Source organism: Rhodococcus sp. P4_C10 (genome assembly GCF_056402135.1).
The window spans coordinates 26,908-42,569 of the sequence record NZ_JBFUHZ010000009.1 but is presented as its reverse complement, the minus strand read 5'-3'; the positions used below and the strand labels follow the sequence as shown (position 1 = coordinate 42,569).

General features: G+C 68.9%; 14 protein-coding genes and 1 pseudogene. 8 read left to right on the top strand and 7 right to left on the bottom strand.

The features are described 5' to 3' along the window. Window positions 1–169 precede the first annotated feature (169 nt). Window positions 170–1,108, bottom strand: a complete 939-nt coding sequence (locus tag AC1DWC_RS07440) for an acyl-ACP desaturase (protein ID WP_477906812.1) — start codon at window positions 1,106–1,108, stop codon at window positions 170–172. 345 nt (window positions 1,109–1,453) lie between these two features. Here AC1DWC_RS07440 and AC1DWC_RS07435 point away from each other — a divergent pair, with 345 nt between their 5' ends. The 3 genes from AC1DWC_RS07435 (at window position 1,454) to AC1DWC_RS07425 (ending at window position 5,418) form a co-directional block, all read left to right on the top strand. Continuing rightward, window positions 1,454–2,668 (top strand): acetyl-CoA C-acetyltransferase, encoded by a 1,215-nt coding sequence (locus tag AC1DWC_RS07435; protein WP_477906811.1) that lies wholly within the window; start codon window positions 1,454–1,456, stop codon window positions 2,666–2,668. A 47-nt stretch (window positions 2,669–2,715) separates the two neighbouring features. After that, the gene (locus AC1DWC_RS07430; protein ID WP_477906810.1) at window positions 2,716–4,857 is read left to right on the top strand and encodes a 3-hydroxyacyl-CoA dehydrogenase NAD-binding domain-containing protein; all 2,142 of its coding nucleotides are present in this window, start codon (window positions 2,716–2,718) and stop codon (window positions 4,855–4,857) included. Window positions 4,858–5,043: 186 nt separating this feature from the next. Further along, entirely contained in the window at window positions 5,044–5,418 is a 375-nt protein-coding gene (locus AC1DWC_RS07425) for a PH domain-containing protein (protein WP_477906809.1), read from the top strand. 80 nt (window positions 5,419–5,498) lie between these two features. Here AC1DWC_RS07425 and AC1DWC_RS07420 read toward each other — a convergent pair whose 3' ends face one another. Both AC1DWC_RS07420 and AC1DWC_RS07415 read right to left on the bottom strand, forming a co-directional pair. After that, window positions 5,499–6,821, bottom strand: coding sequence for a class I SAM-dependent methyltransferase (locus AC1DWC_RS07420; protein WP_477906808.1), 1,323 nt, complete (start codon window positions 6,819–6,821; stop codon window positions 5,499–5,501). Beyond that, on the bottom strand, window positions 6,818–8,248 hold the full coding sequence (locus AC1DWC_RS07415) for an FAD-binding oxidoreductase (RefSeq protein ID WP_477907141.1): 1,431 nt from the start codon (window positions 8,246–8,248) through the stop codon (window positions 6,818–6,820). The genes AC1DWC_RS07420 and AC1DWC_RS07415 overlap by 4 nt, the downstream gene beginning before the upstream one ends. 257 nt (window positions 8,249–8,505) lie before the next feature. Between AC1DWC_RS07415 and AC1DWC_RS07410 the strand changes: the two genes are divergently transcribed. Beyond that, a complete protein-coding gene (locus tag AC1DWC_RS07410; protein ID WP_072846670.1) occupies window positions 8,506–8,940 on the top strand; it encodes an SRPBCC family protein in 435 nt (144 codons plus the stop codon). A 3-nt stretch (window positions 8,941–8,943) separates the two neighbouring features. Here the strand turns inward: AC1DWC_RS07410 and AC1DWC_RS07405 are convergent, their stop codons facing one another. After that, on the bottom strand, window positions 8,944–9,732 hold the full coding sequence (locus AC1DWC_RS07405) for an Rv3717 family N-acetylmuramoyl-L-alanine amidase (RefSeq protein ID WP_477906807.1): 789 nt from the start codon (window positions 9,730–9,732) through the stop codon (window positions 8,944–8,946). A gap of 84 nt (window positions 9,733–9,816) precedes the next feature. Between AC1DWC_RS07405 and AC1DWC_RS07400 the strand changes: the two genes are divergently transcribed. Together AC1DWC_RS07400 and recR are read left to right on the top strand one after the other, a co-directional pair. After that, entirely contained in the window at window positions 9,817–10,116 is a 300-nt protein-coding gene (locus AC1DWC_RS07400; RefSeq protein ID WP_217635565.1) for a YbaB/EbfC family nucleoid-associated protein, read from the top strand. A 9-nt stretch (window positions 10,117–10,125) separates the two neighbouring features. Continuing rightward, the gene (gene recR / locus AC1DWC_RS07395; RefSeq protein ID WP_072846667.1) at window positions 10,126–10,734 is read left to right on the top strand and encodes a recombination mediator RecR; all 609 of its coding nucleotides are present in this window, start codon (window positions 10,126–10,128) and stop codon (window positions 10,732–10,734) included. Between the two features lie 80 nt (window positions 10,735–10,814). Here the strand turns inward: recR and AC1DWC_RS07390 are convergent, their stop codons facing one another. After that, window positions 10,815–11,558, bottom strand: a complete 744-nt coding sequence (locus AC1DWC_RS07390; RefSeq protein WP_477906806.1) for a DUF899 domain-containing protein — start codon at window positions 11,556–11,558, stop codon at window positions 10,815–10,817. A gap of 114 nt (window positions 11,559–11,672) precedes the next feature. After that, a complete protein-coding gene (locus AC1DWC_RS07385; protein ID WP_477906805.1) occupies window positions 11,673–12,587 on the bottom strand; it encodes a LysR family transcriptional regulator in 915 nt (304 codons plus the stop codon). A 136-nt stretch (window positions 12,588–12,723) separates the two neighbouring features. On the opposite strand from AC1DWC_RS07385, the gene AC1DWC_RS07380 reads away from it, so the two are divergent. Both AC1DWC_RS07380 and AC1DWC_RS07375 read left to right on the top strand, forming a co-directional pair. Further along, window positions 12,724–14,094 (top strand): NAD(P)/FAD-dependent oxidoreductase, encoded by a 1,371-nt coding sequence (locus tag AC1DWC_RS07380; RefSeq protein WP_477907139.1) that lies wholly within the window; start codon window positions 12,724–12,726, stop codon window positions 14,092–14,094. A 120-nt stretch (window positions 14,095–14,214) separates the two neighbouring features. Beyond that, window positions 14,215–14,943, top strand: a pseudogene (locus AC1DWC_RS07375) (VOC family protein); the annotation flags it as partial. A 258-nt stretch (window positions 14,944–15,201) separates the two neighbouring features. On the opposite strand, the gene AC1DWC_RS07370 reads toward AC1DWC_RS07375, so the two are convergent. Continuing rightward, the gene (locus AC1DWC_RS07370; RefSeq protein WP_477906804.1) at window positions 15,202–15,657 is read right to left on the bottom strand and encodes an SRPBCC family protein; all 456 of its coding nucleotides are present in this window, start codon (window positions 15,655–15,657) and stop codon (window positions 15,202–15,204) included. Window positions 15,658–15,662 lie beyond the last annotated feature (5 nt).

Sequence of the window (15,662 nt, the reverse complement as noted above, 5' to 3'; positions counted from 1 at the left end):
CCATGTGCCGGGACCACCATAGGGCGGTCAGGGCCGGGGCACACGGCAACGCGAGGGGCGCGGGCGAGAAGTCCGCTCGAACACGGGTGAAACTGTCGGGTGAACTTCGGCGTGATGTCGATCCCGTGCCTGGTCAGAGGCGCGAGCCCCGGACCTCGGCGAGCCGGGCTCAGGCCCGCGCGCCCTCCCGGGCCCGCAGCCGCTCGCGGGTCTCCTCGAAGCGGACCGCCTTGCGTGAGAGTTCCTCGAGGTGGTCGGCAAGCCGGTCCCGGGCCCGCTCGCCGACCGCGGTGAAGTCGTTGCGGTCGAACACCTTCCACATCCGCAGCACCGGCCACAGCACGTCGTCGAGGTGCTGACGCAGGTCGTAGATGCCGTGGGTGGCGAGGAGCAGCGCGTTTCGCCGGAAGTCCGGCATCGACAGACCGGGCATCTGGAACCGGATCACCACCTCGGTGATCGCGTCCATCGCCGCGTCGGGCGTCAGGTCGAGGGCGGCGCCGGCGAGAGTCCGGTAGAAGACCATGTGCAGGTTCTCGTCGGCGGCGATCCGGTCCAGCATCCGCTCGGCGTCGGCGTCCGCGCAGGCATGGCCGGTGTTGCGGTGCGAGAGTCGGGTCGCCAGTTCCTGGAAGGTCACGTAGGACACCGAGTGCAGGAAGGAGCCGTCCATCGGCGAGGTCAGCCCGGTGGTCATGTGCGCCATGCGCATCTCCTCGAGCCGCACCGGGTCGACGGATCGGGTCACCGTCAGGTAGTCCCGCATCACGATGCCGTGCCGGTTCTCCTCGGCGGTCCAGCGGTTCACCCAGGTTCCCCACGCCCCGTCGCGGGAGAAGCTCGCCGTGATCTCCCGGTGGTAGGACGGCAGGTTGTCCTCGGTCAGCAGGTTCGTGATCATCGCCGCCGTGGCCACCTCGGAGAGCCGGGACTGCTCGGGCGCCCAGTCGTCGCCGCCCAGTGCGGCGAAGTTGCGACCCTCGTCCCACGGCACATAGTCGTGCGGGTGCCAGTCCTTCGCGATCGACAGGTGCTGGTTCAGGCCGGACTCGACCGTCGGCTCGAGCTCGCGGAGCAGTTCCAGTTGGTTCGGGGTGGAGATGGTCATCGAGTCTCCCTATGGCGGACGCCTGGCGGATCTTCTCTCCCACGCTGCCGGCCGTCGGGCCGTACCCAATTGAACACCCGGATCCGACGCGCTTCCAGGCGAACGAGCGGGGTGGCCCGGTTGGAACCGGGGCCGGACGCCCGCCGCCGGTGTGATCGCAATGGTCACAGACCTCGATCGGTTCGGTCCTAGATCATTTTTTGGAACACGTTCTAGGATTGTGTGGTCGAGGTGTCTACCTCGGGTCCGGCGTTGGATGGACGGCGCCAGGCGTGGAATTTTTCACTGAACATCGCGAACCGCACGCATGCGCGCGGGGACGTGCACAGGAAGGAACACCTCACAGTGACCACAGAGGCATTCATTTATGAAGCCATCCGAACCCCGCGTGGCCGCGGCAAGAAGACCGGTTCGCTGCATTCGGTCAAGCCGATCTCGCTGGTCACCGGCCTGATCGACGAGCTGCGTGTGCGTTTCCCGGACCTGGACGAGGACCGCATCTCGGACCTGATCCTCGGCGTGGTCACCCCCGTCGGCGACCAGGGCATGGACATCGCCCGCATCGCGGTCAACGACGCCGGCCTGCCGGACACCGTCGGTGGCGTGCAGCTCAACCGCTTCTGCGCGTCCGGCCTCGAGGCCGTCAACATCGCCGCCCAGAAGGTGCGCTCCGGCTGGGACGAGCTGGTCATCGCCGGCGGCGTCGAGTCGATGTCCCGCGTGCCGATGGGCTCCGACGGCGGCGCCTGGGCCCTGGACCCGGCCACCAACTACGACAACTACTTCGTCCCGCAGGGCGTCGGCGCGGACCTGATCGCCACCATCGAGGGCTTCACCCGCGACATCGTGGACGCTTACGCAGTGCGCTCGCAGGACCTGGCCGCCAAGGCCTGGGCCGGCGGCTACTTCGCCAAGTCCGTGGTGCCGGTCAAGGACATCAACGGCGTCACCATCCTGGACAACGACGAGCACATGCGTCCCGGCACCACCGCGGAGTCGCTCGGCACCCTGGCCCCCGCCTTCGCGGCGGTCGGTGAGATGGGCGGCTTCGACGCCGTGGCGCTGCAGAAGTACCACTTCGTCGAGAAGATCAACCACGTCCACCACGGCGGCAACAGCTCCGGCATCGTCGACGGCGCCGCGCTGCTGCTCGTCGGCTCCGAGCAGGCCGGCAAGGACATGGGCCTGACCCCCCGTGCCCGCGTCGTCGCGACCGCCACCTCCGGCGCGGACTCGACCATCATGCTGACCGGCCCGACGCCGGCCGCCAAGAAGGTCCTCGCGTCCGCCGGCCTGACGATCGAGGACATGGACCTCGTTGAGATCAACGAGGCGTTCGCCTCCGTGGTGCTCAAGTTCCAGAAGGACATGAACATCCCGGACGAGAAGCTCAACGTCAACGGCGGCGCCATCGCGATGGGCCACCCGCTCGGCGCGACCGGCGCGATGATCACCGGCACCATGGTCGACGAGCTCGAGCGCCGCAACGCGCGCTACGCGCTCATCACGCTGTGCATCGGCGGCGGCATGGGCGTGGCCACCATCATCGAGCGCGTCTGACGCGGCCCGTCCCTTCCATATCGCCGACTACCAGGAGACTTGAAGCAGTGAGCGAGCAGAACATCATCAACTGGGAGCAGGACGCCGACGGAATCGTCGTGCTCACCATCGACGACCCCAACCAGGGCGCGAACACCATGAACGCGGCCTACATCGCCTCGATGAAGGCCACCGTCGACCGGCTGTACGCGGAGAAGGACGCCATCACCGGTGTCGTCCTGACCTCCGGCAAGAAGACCTTCTTCGCCGGCGGTGACCTCAAGAACATGATCAAGGTCGGCCCCGAGAACGCCGAGGAGATCTTCAACCACAGCGTCACCCTCAAGGCCGACCTGCGTCGCCTCGAGACCCTCGGCAAGCCCGTCGTCACCTGCATCAACGGCGCCGCGCTCGGTGGCGGCCTGGAGATCGCGCTGGCCACCCACCACCGCATCGCCGCGGACGTCAAGGGCGTCAAGATCGGCCTGCCCGAGGTCACCCTCGGCCTGCTGCCCGGCGGCGGCGGTGTGGTCCGCACGGTCCGCATGTTCGGCCTGATGACCGCGCTGACCCAGATGCTTCTGCAGGGCCAGCAGCGTGGACCGGTGCAGGCCAAGGGGGTCGGCCTGGTCGACGAGGTCGTCTCGTCGATCGAGGAGCTCGTCCCCGCCGCCAAGGCTTGGATCAAGGCCAACCCCGAGTCGGGCGTGCAGCCCTGGGACGTCAAGGGCTACAAGATCCCCGGCGGCACCCCCGCCACCCCGGCGTTCGCCGCCAACCTGCCCGCCGTCCCGGCGAACCTGCGCAAGACCCTCAAGGGTGCGCCCATGCCGGCCCCGCGCGCAATCATGGCCGCGGCCGTCGAGGGCTCGCAGGTCGACATCGACAACGCGCTGACCATCGAGTCGCGCTACTTCACCTCGCTGGTCACCGGCCAGGTCGCGAAGAACATGATCCAGGCGTTCTTCTTCGACATGCAGGCGATCGGGTCGGGCGCCTCGCGTCCGAAGGACATCCCCAAGGGCGAGATCAAGAAGATCGGCGTGCTCGGCGCCGGCATGATGGGCGCGGGCATCGCGTACGTCTCCGCCAAGGCCGGCTTCGAGGTCGTGCTCAAGGACGTCACCATCGAGGCGGCGACCAAGGGCAAGGCGTACTCCGAGAAGATCGAGGCCAAGGCCCTCTCGCGTGGCAAGACCACGCAGGAGGCGTCGGACGCCCTGCTCGCGCGCATCACCCCGACCGCGGACGCGGCGGACTTCGCGGGCGTCGACTTCGTGGTCGAGGCGGTCTTCGAGTCGCCCGAGCTCAAGGCGAAGGTCTTCCAGGAGATCGAGGACATCGTCGAGCCCAACGCGCTGCTGGGCTCGAACACCTCGACGCTGCCGATCACCGGTCTCGCGACCGGCGTCAAGCGCCAGGAAGACTTCATCGGCATCCACTTCTTCTCTCCCGTGGACAAGATGCCGCTGGTCGAGATCATCCGCGGTGAGAAGACCTCCGACGAGGCGCTGGCCCGGGTGTTCGACTTCGTCCAGGCGATCCGCAAGACCCCGATCGTGGTCAACGACTCGCGTGGCTTCTTCACCTCGCGCGTCATCGGCACCTTCATCAACGAGGCCATCGGCATGGTCGCCGAGGGCATCGAGCCGGCCACCATCGAGCAGGCCGGCATGCAGGCGGGCTACCCGGCGGCGCCGCTGCAGCTCTCGGACGAGCTGAACCTGACGCTGATGCAGAAGATCCGCGCGGAGTCCAAGGCCGCGGCGCTGGCGGAGGGCAAGGAACTGCCCGCCGACCCGGCCGGCGACGTCATCAACTTCCTCGTCGAGGGCAACGACCGCAAGGGTCGCCTCGGCGGCGCGGGCTTCTACGACTACACCGACGGCAAGCGCACCGGCCTGTGGCCGGGCCTGCGTGAGCAGTTCAACTCCGGCTCGAACCAGGCCCCGATCCAGGACCTGATCGAGCGGATGCTGTTCATCGAGGCCATCGAGACGCAGAAGTGCTTCGACGAGGGCGTCCTGATGACCAGCGCCGATGCCAACATCGGCTCGATCATGGGCATCGGCTTCCCGGCCTGGACCGGTGGCGTGCACCAGTACGTCGTCGGCTACGAGGGCGGAAAGGCCGGCTTCGTCAAGCGCGCCGAGGAGCTCGCCGCGAAGTACGGCGAGCGCTTCACCCCGCCCGCCTCCCTGAAGGCCTAGGCTCCAACCTCCTCGAGGCGTTTCCCATTCGGTCAGTCCGAGCGGGGAACGCCTCGAGGCGTTTCCGGGGTCCGCCGTACACACTCGAGTCCGATCTCCCGCTGTTCGAGCGAAACTCATCACGTTGGGGCTGGTGGCGAGGTACGTTTTCCGGCCCGTCAGGGGCCATCACTACTCTCTCTTCGCATGATCGATTTTCAGAATGCCGCGTTCGCCAAGCTCGGCCCAATCAGTCCGGCCGAACTTCACGGCGAGATCGCGCCACTCCTTGTCGAGGGCGAGCAGCTTCACCTCGCCTTCAAGGGGATCCGTGACAGCGTCGTGTTCACCAACAAACGGCTCATCGCGATCAATGTGCAGGGGCTGACGGGCAAGAAGAGGGACTACAGTTCGCTGCCCTACAACAAGATCCAGGCATGGAGTGTCGAGACTGCCGGTACCTTCGACCTCGACGCGGAACTGGAGATGTGGTTCAGCGGTTTGGGCAAGGTGCGCCTGGAGTTCAAGGGCAAGGTGGACATCCAGCACATCGGGCAGCTGATCGGTCACTTCGTTCTCTGACAGGCCGAGGTCCTCCGACAGACAGGAAGGGCCCTTCGTTCACCGGAACGAAGGGCCCCTTCCTGTGCCGACGCTTCTGCCTAGGCCTTCCACCACGGGCGCAGGGGCAGGTTCGCCTCGCCCTTGGGGCCCAGCTTGACGGCCAGCACCTGGTGCAACTGGACGACGTTGCGTTCGAACCCGAGCCGCGAGCCCGCCATGTACAGGCCCCACACCTTCGCGGTGCCCTCGCCGACCTCGGCGACGCAGGCGTCCCAGTTGTCGACCAGGTTCCGGCACCAACCGGCCAGTGTCAGCGCGTAGTGCTCGCGGAGGTTCTCCTCGTGCCGCACCTCGAGGCCGACGTCCTGCATCTCGGTGATGATCCGGCCGGACCCGGTCAGCTCGCCGTCCGGGAACACGTACCGGTCGATGAATCCGCCGGCCCGCGCCGCGTGCTTGTTGTCGGGACGGGTGATGCAGTGGTTGAGCACCACCCCGCCCTCACGCAGCTTGTCCTTGATGAACCCGAAGTAGGCGGGGTAGTTGCCGACGCCGATGTGCTCGGTCAGCCCGATCGAGGAGACCGCGTCGAATCCGGTTTCGGTGACGTCCCGGTAGTCCGAGTGCCGCACCTCGGCGAGATCCGAGAGTCCTTCCTCGGCAATGGCTTTCTGGGCCCACTCGGCCTGCTCGGCCGAGAGGGTCACGCCGATCACCCGGACGCCGCGGCGGGCGGCGTACCGGACCATCGAACCCCAGCCGCAGCCGATGTCGAGCAGTCGGTCGCCGGCCTTGAGCCCGAGCTTGTCGAACACCAGCCGGTACTTGTTGTGCTGGGCGTCCTCGAGGGACTGGTCTGCGGACTCGTAGGCCGCGCAGGTGTACGTCATCGACGGCCCGAGCACGTGCTCGTAGAAGGCGTTGGAGACGTCGTAGTGGTGGTGGATCACCTCTGCGTCGCGAGTCTTGGAGTGCCGCAACCCTTCCGCGAACCGCCGCCAGCGCGGCAGGTGCTCCTGCGGCGGCGGGGCGATGGGGCGCAACAGGTCCCAGCCCAGGGAGCGGGTGATGGTGGCGATGGTCAGCGCCGACGGGCGACGGAAGTGCATGTCGTCGCCCATCACCCGGAGCAGTTCGTAGGGGTCGCCGGGGTGCACGCCGGTGGCCTCGAGGTCGCCGGAGACGTACGCCCGGGCCATGCCGAGGTCGCCGGGGGCGGTCGCCAGGTAGGTGGCGCCGCGCGGCGACTTGAGCGACAGGCCGTACTCGGCGTCGGTGGGTCCGGCGGCACTGCCGTCGTATGCGGTGAAACGCAGGGGGATGTCGCCGTCGGCGACGGTCTCGAGGATCTCGGCAATCGAGAGCTTCTGTGCGCCGTTGAGGTGTCCGATCGGGGTATGGGAATCCTTGTACGTGGTCACTTGCGTTGCACCGCCTTTGAGTACAGGTCCAGTAGACGTGAATCGGGGTCGTAGCGTTGCTTGAGCTCGCGGAGGCGTTCGCCGCCGTAGAGGACGTCGAACTCCTCCGTGGTGTAGTAGGAGTCGGAGTACAGGGACTTGTGTCCCTCGAAGTCGCTGACCGTGTGCTCGATCAGCCGGTTCGCGGCGCCCTCGGGTTGGCCCGCAACGATCGGGACCGACGACCAGAAGCCGATGTTGACGTAGGTCCGCTTCGGTTCCAGCGGGTACAGCGGCCAGGGCCGCGCGGCCGAGGCCCCGGTGGGGGCGGGTTCGCGCAGTCGCAGCGGGCACAGCCACAGCGGCTCGATCGGGATCTCCCGCAGGAACCAGTGCACGAAGTCGGCGGTGCGCTCGATCGGCACCTCGACGTCCTGCACGACCCGCTCGCGCGGCGGGTTGCCCTTGCGCCGCTCGAGCCGGTCGCCGATGTCGTACTTCTGGTCGAGCGCGATCAGCTTCCAGTAGAAACTGCTGCGCCGGTAGCGTTTCGGCCACACCCGCCGGATCCGAGGGTGCTGCGCGCCGAACGCCCGCGAGCACCAGAACCAGTCGGTGTCCCAGCGCCACAGGTAGTCGTGGATGGTCAGCCGGTCGGTCTTCGGGTGGGTGGTGGACACGTGCTGCATCGACCGGTAGTAGATCTGCTGGCCGGTGTAGTCGCTGACCGGGCCGCGTTCGTCGGTCTGCGTGCCGAGCGTCAGGTAGCTCTCGGTCGCCGAGAACACGGTGCCGTCCAGGTAGTCGACCGCGATGCCGTCGTGGCTGCGCTCCGACGCGATCCGGTCCATCGCGGCCTGCAGCTCGGCGAGGTCGTCGAACCGCAGGTGTCGCAGCGCGACAAAGGGTTTGACCGGTTCGAGTGCGATCCGCAGCCGGGTGGAGTAGCCCAGGGTGCCGTACGAGTTGGGGAAGCCCCAGAACAGGTCCGCGTGGTCGCCGTCGGGCGTCGCGGTGACGATCTCGCCGCCGCCGGTCAGCACGTCGATCTCGAGCACCGACTCGTGCGGCAGCCCGTTGCGGAACGAGGTGGACTCGATGCCGAGGCCGGTGACCGCGCCGCCGAGGGTGATGGTCTTGAGTTGGGGGACGACCAGGGGCGCCAGTCCGTAGGGGAGGGTCGCGTCGACGAGGTCCTCGTACGTGCACATCCCGGCGACGTCGGCGGTGCGCGCCACCGGGTCCACCGAGATCACCCCGGTCAGGCCGGAGACGTCGAGTCCGGGCGCATCGCTCCGGGCGCGGGCCCGGAACAGGTTGGACGTCTTCTTCGCCAGTCGCACGGTGGCATCCGGTGGGATGGCGTGGTAACTCGACAGCAGTCGTTGCACGCCTGCGCGGTGGGCCTGTGACCCGACCTCTCGCGGCGTGGATGATCGTCTGCTCAGTCCTTCGCGTAACGCACTCAGAGTGACAGCCACCCTTCGACGCTATCGCGCACCGCCGGACTCGGCGACCGGTGATTCGCCGTCGACCGGAAACGTCACGTAAACGTTGCGATTCGGTCGCGGAGCGACCCGCCACGGCATCCGGTTGTGATACCCCGCACACGCGACGGCAGAAGGTAGCCGGGGCATTCGGGACCGGGCACGATGGCGGGGGTCGGCGCACCGTCAGCGCCGGCTCAGCCTTAAGGAGATCCACAGTGGGACAGGTCAGCGCCAGCAGTTCGGTCGAGGTCACGGCGACGCCGGAGCAGGTGCTCGCGGCCCTTGCCGACTACGAGACGGTGCGTCCCCGCATCCTCACCGAGCAGTACCTGGACTACCGCGTGCTCGAGGGCGGCCAGGGTGCCGGCACGGTCGCGCAGTGGACGCTCAAGGCGACCGAGAAGCGTTCGCGCGACATCAAGGCGACCGTCGCCGTGGCCGGCAACACCGTCACCGAGACCGACGCCAACTCCAGCCTCGTCACCACCTGGACGGTCGCGCCGTCGGGATCCGGCACGACGGTCACCACCACCACCGCGTGGAAGGGCGCCGGCGGCGTCGGCGGCTTCTTCGAGCGCACCTTCGCCCCGCTGGGACTGCGGAAGATCCAGGGCGCGGTGCTGGCCAACCTGGCCCGCGAGGTCGGCTGACCGCTACCGCGGACCCAGGAAGTCGGCGACGCCGCGCGCCACGGCACCCGCGTAGTGGGCCCGGCCCGCGTCGTCGGCCATCGAGCGGGCCTCGTCTGCGTTGCGCATGTTGCCCAACTCCACCAGGACGGTGGGCCGCTGCGCCAGGTTGAGCCCGGTGAGGTCATCGCGGGGCATCAGCCCGTCCCGTCCGACGTACGTCGACGGGACCACGCCGGCCTCGCGCAGCGAGTCCCGGACGGCGCCGGCGAACGCCACGGACGGGCCGGCCTGCGTCGGGTTCAGCGGCGGCGCCGAGTAGCAGACATGGAATCCGTGCTGGTCCGGCCCGGCGCCGTCGGCGTGCACGGACACCGCCGCGTCGACGCCCGCGGCGTTGGCGGCCTCGACGCGGGCGTCCACACACGGCCCGACCGCGGCGTCGTCCGGGCGGCTGAGCAGCACCCGGGCACCCAGCGCCTCGAGTTCGGCCCGGATCAGCGCGCTGACCTCCCAGGCGAAGGTGTGCTCGGGGTACCCGGCGTCGGTGCTGGTGCCGGTCGTCTGGCAGTCCTTGGTGCCGCCGCGGCCGGTGGGGACCTGGTTTCCGATCGAGGCGTCGTTGGCGCCGTTGTGGCCGGGATCGAGGAACACCGTCCGGCCCGCGAGGCTCGGCGTCGCCGGGGCGGCGACGCCCGGCGCCTCCACACCGGCCGCGGCGGCGTCGTCGACCGGGATGGTGCACCCGGCGAGCACCGGCGCGGACGCGGCCAGGAGCAGCAGTGCCGTCAGCCGTCCCGTCGTCCCTCGCATCCGAACCACGCTAGCGGCAAGCGTCTACGCTGGCGGACAACACGCAGAAAGGACATCGACGTGCAGCCCGGTGGACAACCCGACATGCAGCAACTCCTCGCGCAGGCCCAGCAGATGCAGCAGCAGCTGATGGCCGCGCAGGCCGAGATCGCCAAGGAAGAGGTCACCGGCCAGGCCGGTGGCGGACTCGTCACGGCCACCGTCCGGGGGACCGGTGAGGTGGTGGCCCTGACGATCGACCCGAAGGTGGTCGACCCCGACGACGTCGAGACCCTGCAGGACCTGGTGATCGGGGCCATCGCAGACGCGGCGACGCAGGCGCAGGCGCTGGCGGCCGGCAAGCTCGGGCCGCTCGCGGGTGGCCTGCCCGGACTCCCCTTCTAGCGGCGCCCGGTGTACGAAGGTCCGGTTCAGGATCTGATCGACGAGCTCGGCAAGCTGCCGGGCGTCGGTCCCAAGAGCGCCCAGCGGATTGCCTTCCACCTGCTCAGCGTCGAGCCGACGGAGATCGACCGGCTGCAGAAGGCGCTGCAACGGGTGCGCGACGGGGTGCAGTTCTGTGAGGTCTGCGGCACGGTCTCCGACAAGGAGCGGTGCCGGATCTGCTCGGACTCCCGGCGTGACCGCACCATCATCTGCGTGGTCGAGGAGCCCAAGGACGTGCAGGCCGTCGAGCGCACCCGCGAGTTCAAGGGGCTGTACCACGTGCTCGGCGGCGCGCTGGACCCGCTCAGCGGCGTCGGTCCCGACCAGCTCCGGATCCGGGAGTTGCTCGCGCGCATCGGCAACCAGGACGACGGTGTCGACGTCGCCGAGGTGATCATCGCGACCGACCCGAACACCGAGGGCGAGGCGACCGCGACCTATCTGGTGCGGATGCTGCGCGACTTCCCCGGACTGTCCGTCACCCGGCTGGCCTCGGGCCTGCCGATGGGCGGCGACCTCGAGTTCGCGGACGAGCTGACCCTCGGGCGCGCGCTGTCGGGCCGCCGCGCGATGTAGTTGCCGGGGGCGGCGGACCGACCTCCGCCGTCCCCGCTCGCACCGACCGGGCCGCGGCGCGCCGGCGGTGGGAATCGGGGTCAGGACGCGAAGTCTGGTCTCGCCGAGCGGGCGGACTCGCTGCGCCCCTTCGGCTCCTCCCACTCCTCCTGCCGCCCGAGGGCGGTGAGGTCCAGGAAGTAGTACGAGCCCCCGGTCGACTCCAGGCCGCGGGCGTACTGCGAGTAGGTGTGGAAGACGCGGTCGTCGACCCGGAGGAAGCAGCTCCGGCCCGGCATCTCGAACGGCTGCTCGGCGTCGAAGAAGTCCGAGCCCGTCGCCTCGAACTCCGCCCGGCTGCGGAAGTTGTACCGCCCCGGAGTCACCGACTCGTCGATCGTCACCCCGAAGTCGTAGTTGAAGTCGGTGCCGAACGAGGAGTACCACGGCAGGTCCCAGCCCTTCGCGGCCTTGTACCGCTCCAGCTTCGCCAGCGGCGCCCTCGACACCAGCACGTAGCTGGTGTCCCGCACGTGCAGGTGCCTGACGAAGCCGGGGGAGAGCTCGTCGGTGCCCGCGGTGCAGCTCGGGCAGCCCTCGTCCCAGGACGGGTCGAACATGAAGTGGTAGACGATCAGTTGCCGACGGCCGTCGAACAGGTCGATCAGGCGCGCCGGGCCGCTCGGGCCGTCGAAGAGGTAGTCCTTCTCGACCTCGACCATCGGCAGGTTGCGCCGCTGCGTGTTCAGCGCGTCCCGCGCCTTGGTCAGGGCCTTCTCCTCGGCGAGCAGTTCCTCGCGGGCGGCCAGCCATTCGTCTCGGGTTCCGATCCTCGGAAGCGTCATCACATCTCCTGAAGTTCGAGTCCAGCGCGCGGGTCCGCGCACGGCGGCCGGACAGGCCGCCTACAAAGGTCGACCCGGCGGGGCGCGGAAACTCATCGGCCGGGACCGGGACGGCTAGGCCTCGGGGTCCGCGGCGTCGGCCGAGGTCTCGGCGGGGTACATGGTCTGGCGTAGTGAGCTCACCAGGTGCGCCATCGCCGATGTGGGCTCGCCGCCGCTGCGCACGACGCCGCAGACCGGCACCCGGAGCCGTCCGCGGGCCTCGCGCATCACGCTCAGGCCGGTCCGGGTGACGTCGGTGACCGTGCTGGCGTAGAGCACCGTCCAGGCCCGGGGGTTGGTGAGCAGGTCGAGGGTGGCCCGGTGGTCGCGCGCGATCGGCGGGCCGAGCTGCACCCGCCGCCCCACCTCCACGAACGCGTCCTCGACCACCGAGTGCAGCAGGACCTGACTGTGCCGCGGCGGCAGCAGCAACGGGTACGGGGCCAGCTCGCCGAGCTCGACGGTGGAGAAGGCGGACAACGGATGCTGGCTCGACGTCACGATCACCAGGTCCTCGATGCCCAGCTGGACGAGCTCGAGGCCCGGTCGGTCGACGTCCCCGCGGATCAGCGCGAGGTCGGCGTCACCGGCCGCGACGGCGTCGATGCGGTCCGCGAAGCTCTTGATCACGAACTCGATGTCGACGTCCGGGTGCCGTTCGCGGACGCGGGCGATGGCGTCGAGGCTCTGCGGCGCGAAACTCATGTTCGCGGTGATCCGGATCCTGTTGCGGGGCTCGCGCGCGACGGCGAACGCCTGGCTCTCGAGGCTCAGCACCTGCTGCGCGATCGGCACCAGCCGGGCACCCGCGGGGGTGAGCCGGACGACCCGCGTGGACCGTTCGAACAGCGAGGCGCCCAGTTCCCCCTCGAGCCGGGTGATCTGGTGGCTGATCGCCGACTGCGAGATGAAGCAGCGTTGCGCGGCGCGGCTGAAGTTCAGTTCCTCGCTGACCGCGAGGAAGTAACGCAGTTGCCGGAAGTCCATGCCCCCATCCTACTTATGAGCAATCCAGATAACTGTTCTCCGAATATCCCAGTTGGGTGGCCAAACCCGGCCCGGAATCCTTAGCGTGGCTGTCATACATCTGATCGAGCTGGAGGTTTTCGTGAGCGAGGCAGGCATGGACCGCACTGAGGTTGTCATCGTGGGCTCGGGCTTCGGCGCCCTCGCCACGGCCAAGAAGCTGGCCAAGGCAGGCACGCCGTTCGTCCTCATCTCCGAGACCACCGAGCACCTCTTCCAGCCCCTGCTCTACCAGGTTGCCACCGGCGTGCTCTCCGCCGGCGAGATCGCCCCCTCGGTCCGTTCGATCCTCGCGAAGTACCCGAACGCCGACGTCCGGCTGGGCCGGGTCGTCGACGTCCGACCCGACGACCAGGAGCTCGACTACCTGGCGGGCGGGGTGCGCCACACGATCACGTACCGCTCGCTGGTTGCGGCGACCGGCGCGCGGCAGTCGTACTTCGGCCGCGACGAGTTCGCGAAGGTCACCTACGCACTCAAGACCGTCGACGATGCCGAGCGGCTTCGCTCGCAGATCGTGCGCTGCTTCGAGGAGGCGCACACCACCACCGACCCGGAGCGCCGCAAGAACCTGCTCAGCTTCATCGTCATCGGTGCCGGCGCGACCGGCGTCGAGCTGGCCGGCCAGATCAAGGAGCTCGCGGGCCGCTACTTCGAGCAGTCGATCCGCGGCATCACCGCCGCCGACGTCACCGTCACCCTGGTCGAGGGCGCCGGTGTGGCGCTGCCCGCGTACGGCGGCAAGCTCAGCGAGTACACCAAGGTGTCGCTGGAGAAGTCGGGCGTCGAGGTGGTGCTGAACACCCTCGTCACCGACATCGACGAGCACGGCGCGACCTTCAAGGCGCACGGCAGCGAGGCCGCCGAGCGGCGCACCGCCGAGACGATCATCTGGTCGGCGGGCGTGCAGGCCAACGACTTCGCCTCGGTGCTCGCCGAGCGCACCGGCTGCGAGACCGACCGCGCCGGGCGCCTCCTGGTCAACCAGGACTTGACCGTCGGCGGCCGCGCCGACATCTTCGCGATCGGCGACATGACCTCGCTGAACAACCTGCCGGGCCAGTCGCCCGTGGCGATGCAGGGCGGCCGGCACGTCGCCCGCACGATCCTCGGCAAGACCCCCCGCGGCACCGCGTTCAAGTTCCGCGACAAGGGCAGCATGGCGATCATCAACCGCTTCCGCGCGGTGACCAAGGTGAAGAAGATCGAGCTCACCGGCGCCCTGGCCTGGGTGCTGTGGCTGGTCGTGCACATGATGTACCTGGTCGGCTTCCGCAACCGGTACATCGCGGTCATGTCGTGGTTCGGTTCGTTCCTGGGGCACCGCCGCCCGCACTTCTACTACGCGCAGAAGGCCGGCGCGACGGAGACGGCGCTGCCGGAGTCGGTCGAGACCGAGCCGATCAAGACCGAGCTGATCAAGACCGAGGTGCAGGCAGAGGAGCGGGTGCCGGTCCCCGTCTCCTGATCGCCGGCGGCCGCGCCGGCTGATCTCGACCGGTGCCGGACGCCGGGCGAGTGTCGGTGCCCGGGCGTAGGTTTGGGGTCGCACCCTTTCCTTCGCACCACTCGGCCCAAGGAGACATTCGTGCCTGATCACCAGCCACTTGCCGGCGCACCCTGCTGGATCGACCTCACCAGCTCGGATCCGGAACAGGTCAAACCCTTCTACAGTGGCCTGTTCGGCTGGGCCGCGGACTCCAACGAGGACCCGCAGTACGGCGGGTACGCCATCTTCAGCAAGGACGGCAAGCCCATCGCCGGGCTCGGTCCGCAGCAGGAGGGCAACCCGTACGGCAACGTGTGGACGATCTACCTGAAGTCCGGGGACGCCGCCGCGACCGCGGACACGGCGGCCGCCACCGGCGGACAGGTCCTGATGCCGGCGATGCAGGTGGGGCCGCAGGGCACCATGGCGATCCTCGCCGACCCGGCCGGCGCGGTGATCGGCGTCTGGCAGCCCGGCCAGCACCAGGGCTTCAGTCTCGTGGACGAGCCCGGTGCGCCGGTGTGGTTCGAGACCCTCTCCCGCAGCTACACGGACGCGTTGCCGTTCTACGAGAAGGTGTTCGGCTGGAGCTACACCCCGATCGGGGACACCGACGAATTCCGCTACTCGCAGGCGATGATCGGCAAGCAGATGGTGGCCGGGGTGATGGACGCGGACGGATTCCTGCCCGAAGGCTCGCCGTCGTTCTGGCAGTTCTACGTCGGCGTCGACGACATGGACGCCGCGCTCGCCAAGGTCACCGAGCTCGGCGGCCGCATCCTGCGCCCCGCCGAGGACACGCCGTTCGGCAGGCTCGCCGCCGTCGCCGGGCGCGGCCTCGGGGGGGGGGGGGGCTCGGCAGTGACGGAATGGGTCGGTAGCGCGCGGAATTACCTGCCAGAATTGCTGGTCAGCACTATTGCGCGGGGTTCGATCCTGGGCGTACGCTCAGGGGTGCGGATCAGGAAAAGCAGACCGGTAACGGTCGGAAATCTTGAGAAGCAGAGATCCGGCCGAGGATGCGATTAGTCGCTACATCCCCGGCCGAACCCCTGTCTGGGGTAGTTCTGGTTCGCTCCCTCTGATTCACTCCGGTGCCGGGTCGGCCTCGAGCAGCGCGCGCAGCGCGGTCAGGTCCTTGCGGTTGGCGCGCCGCATCGCGCCCGCGATCAGCGGGGAGACCAGCCGCCCGAAACCCGACGGATCGCCGACGTTGCGCAGCGTCATCTCGGTTGCCGACGGACCGGCGTCGTTCCAGGCGTACTCGGTCCGCATCGGAAACGGGCCCTGCGCGGTCCGCATCACGAATCGTTCGTCGGGGACGAACTCGACGACCTCGTAGGTGTACTCCAGCCGGCGGCCGAGGAACTCGGCGACGAATGCGAGGAGCGAGCCGACCCGCAGCGGCGGCGCCGACTCCCAGCGCGCCGACTCGATGTTCGCGTACCAGGCCGGGGCGTTGGCGGGGTCGCAGGCGAACGCGGCCACGACGTGCCGGGGCCGGGCAATGACGACCTCGGTCCGCACGTCGACGGCGGGCACAGCGG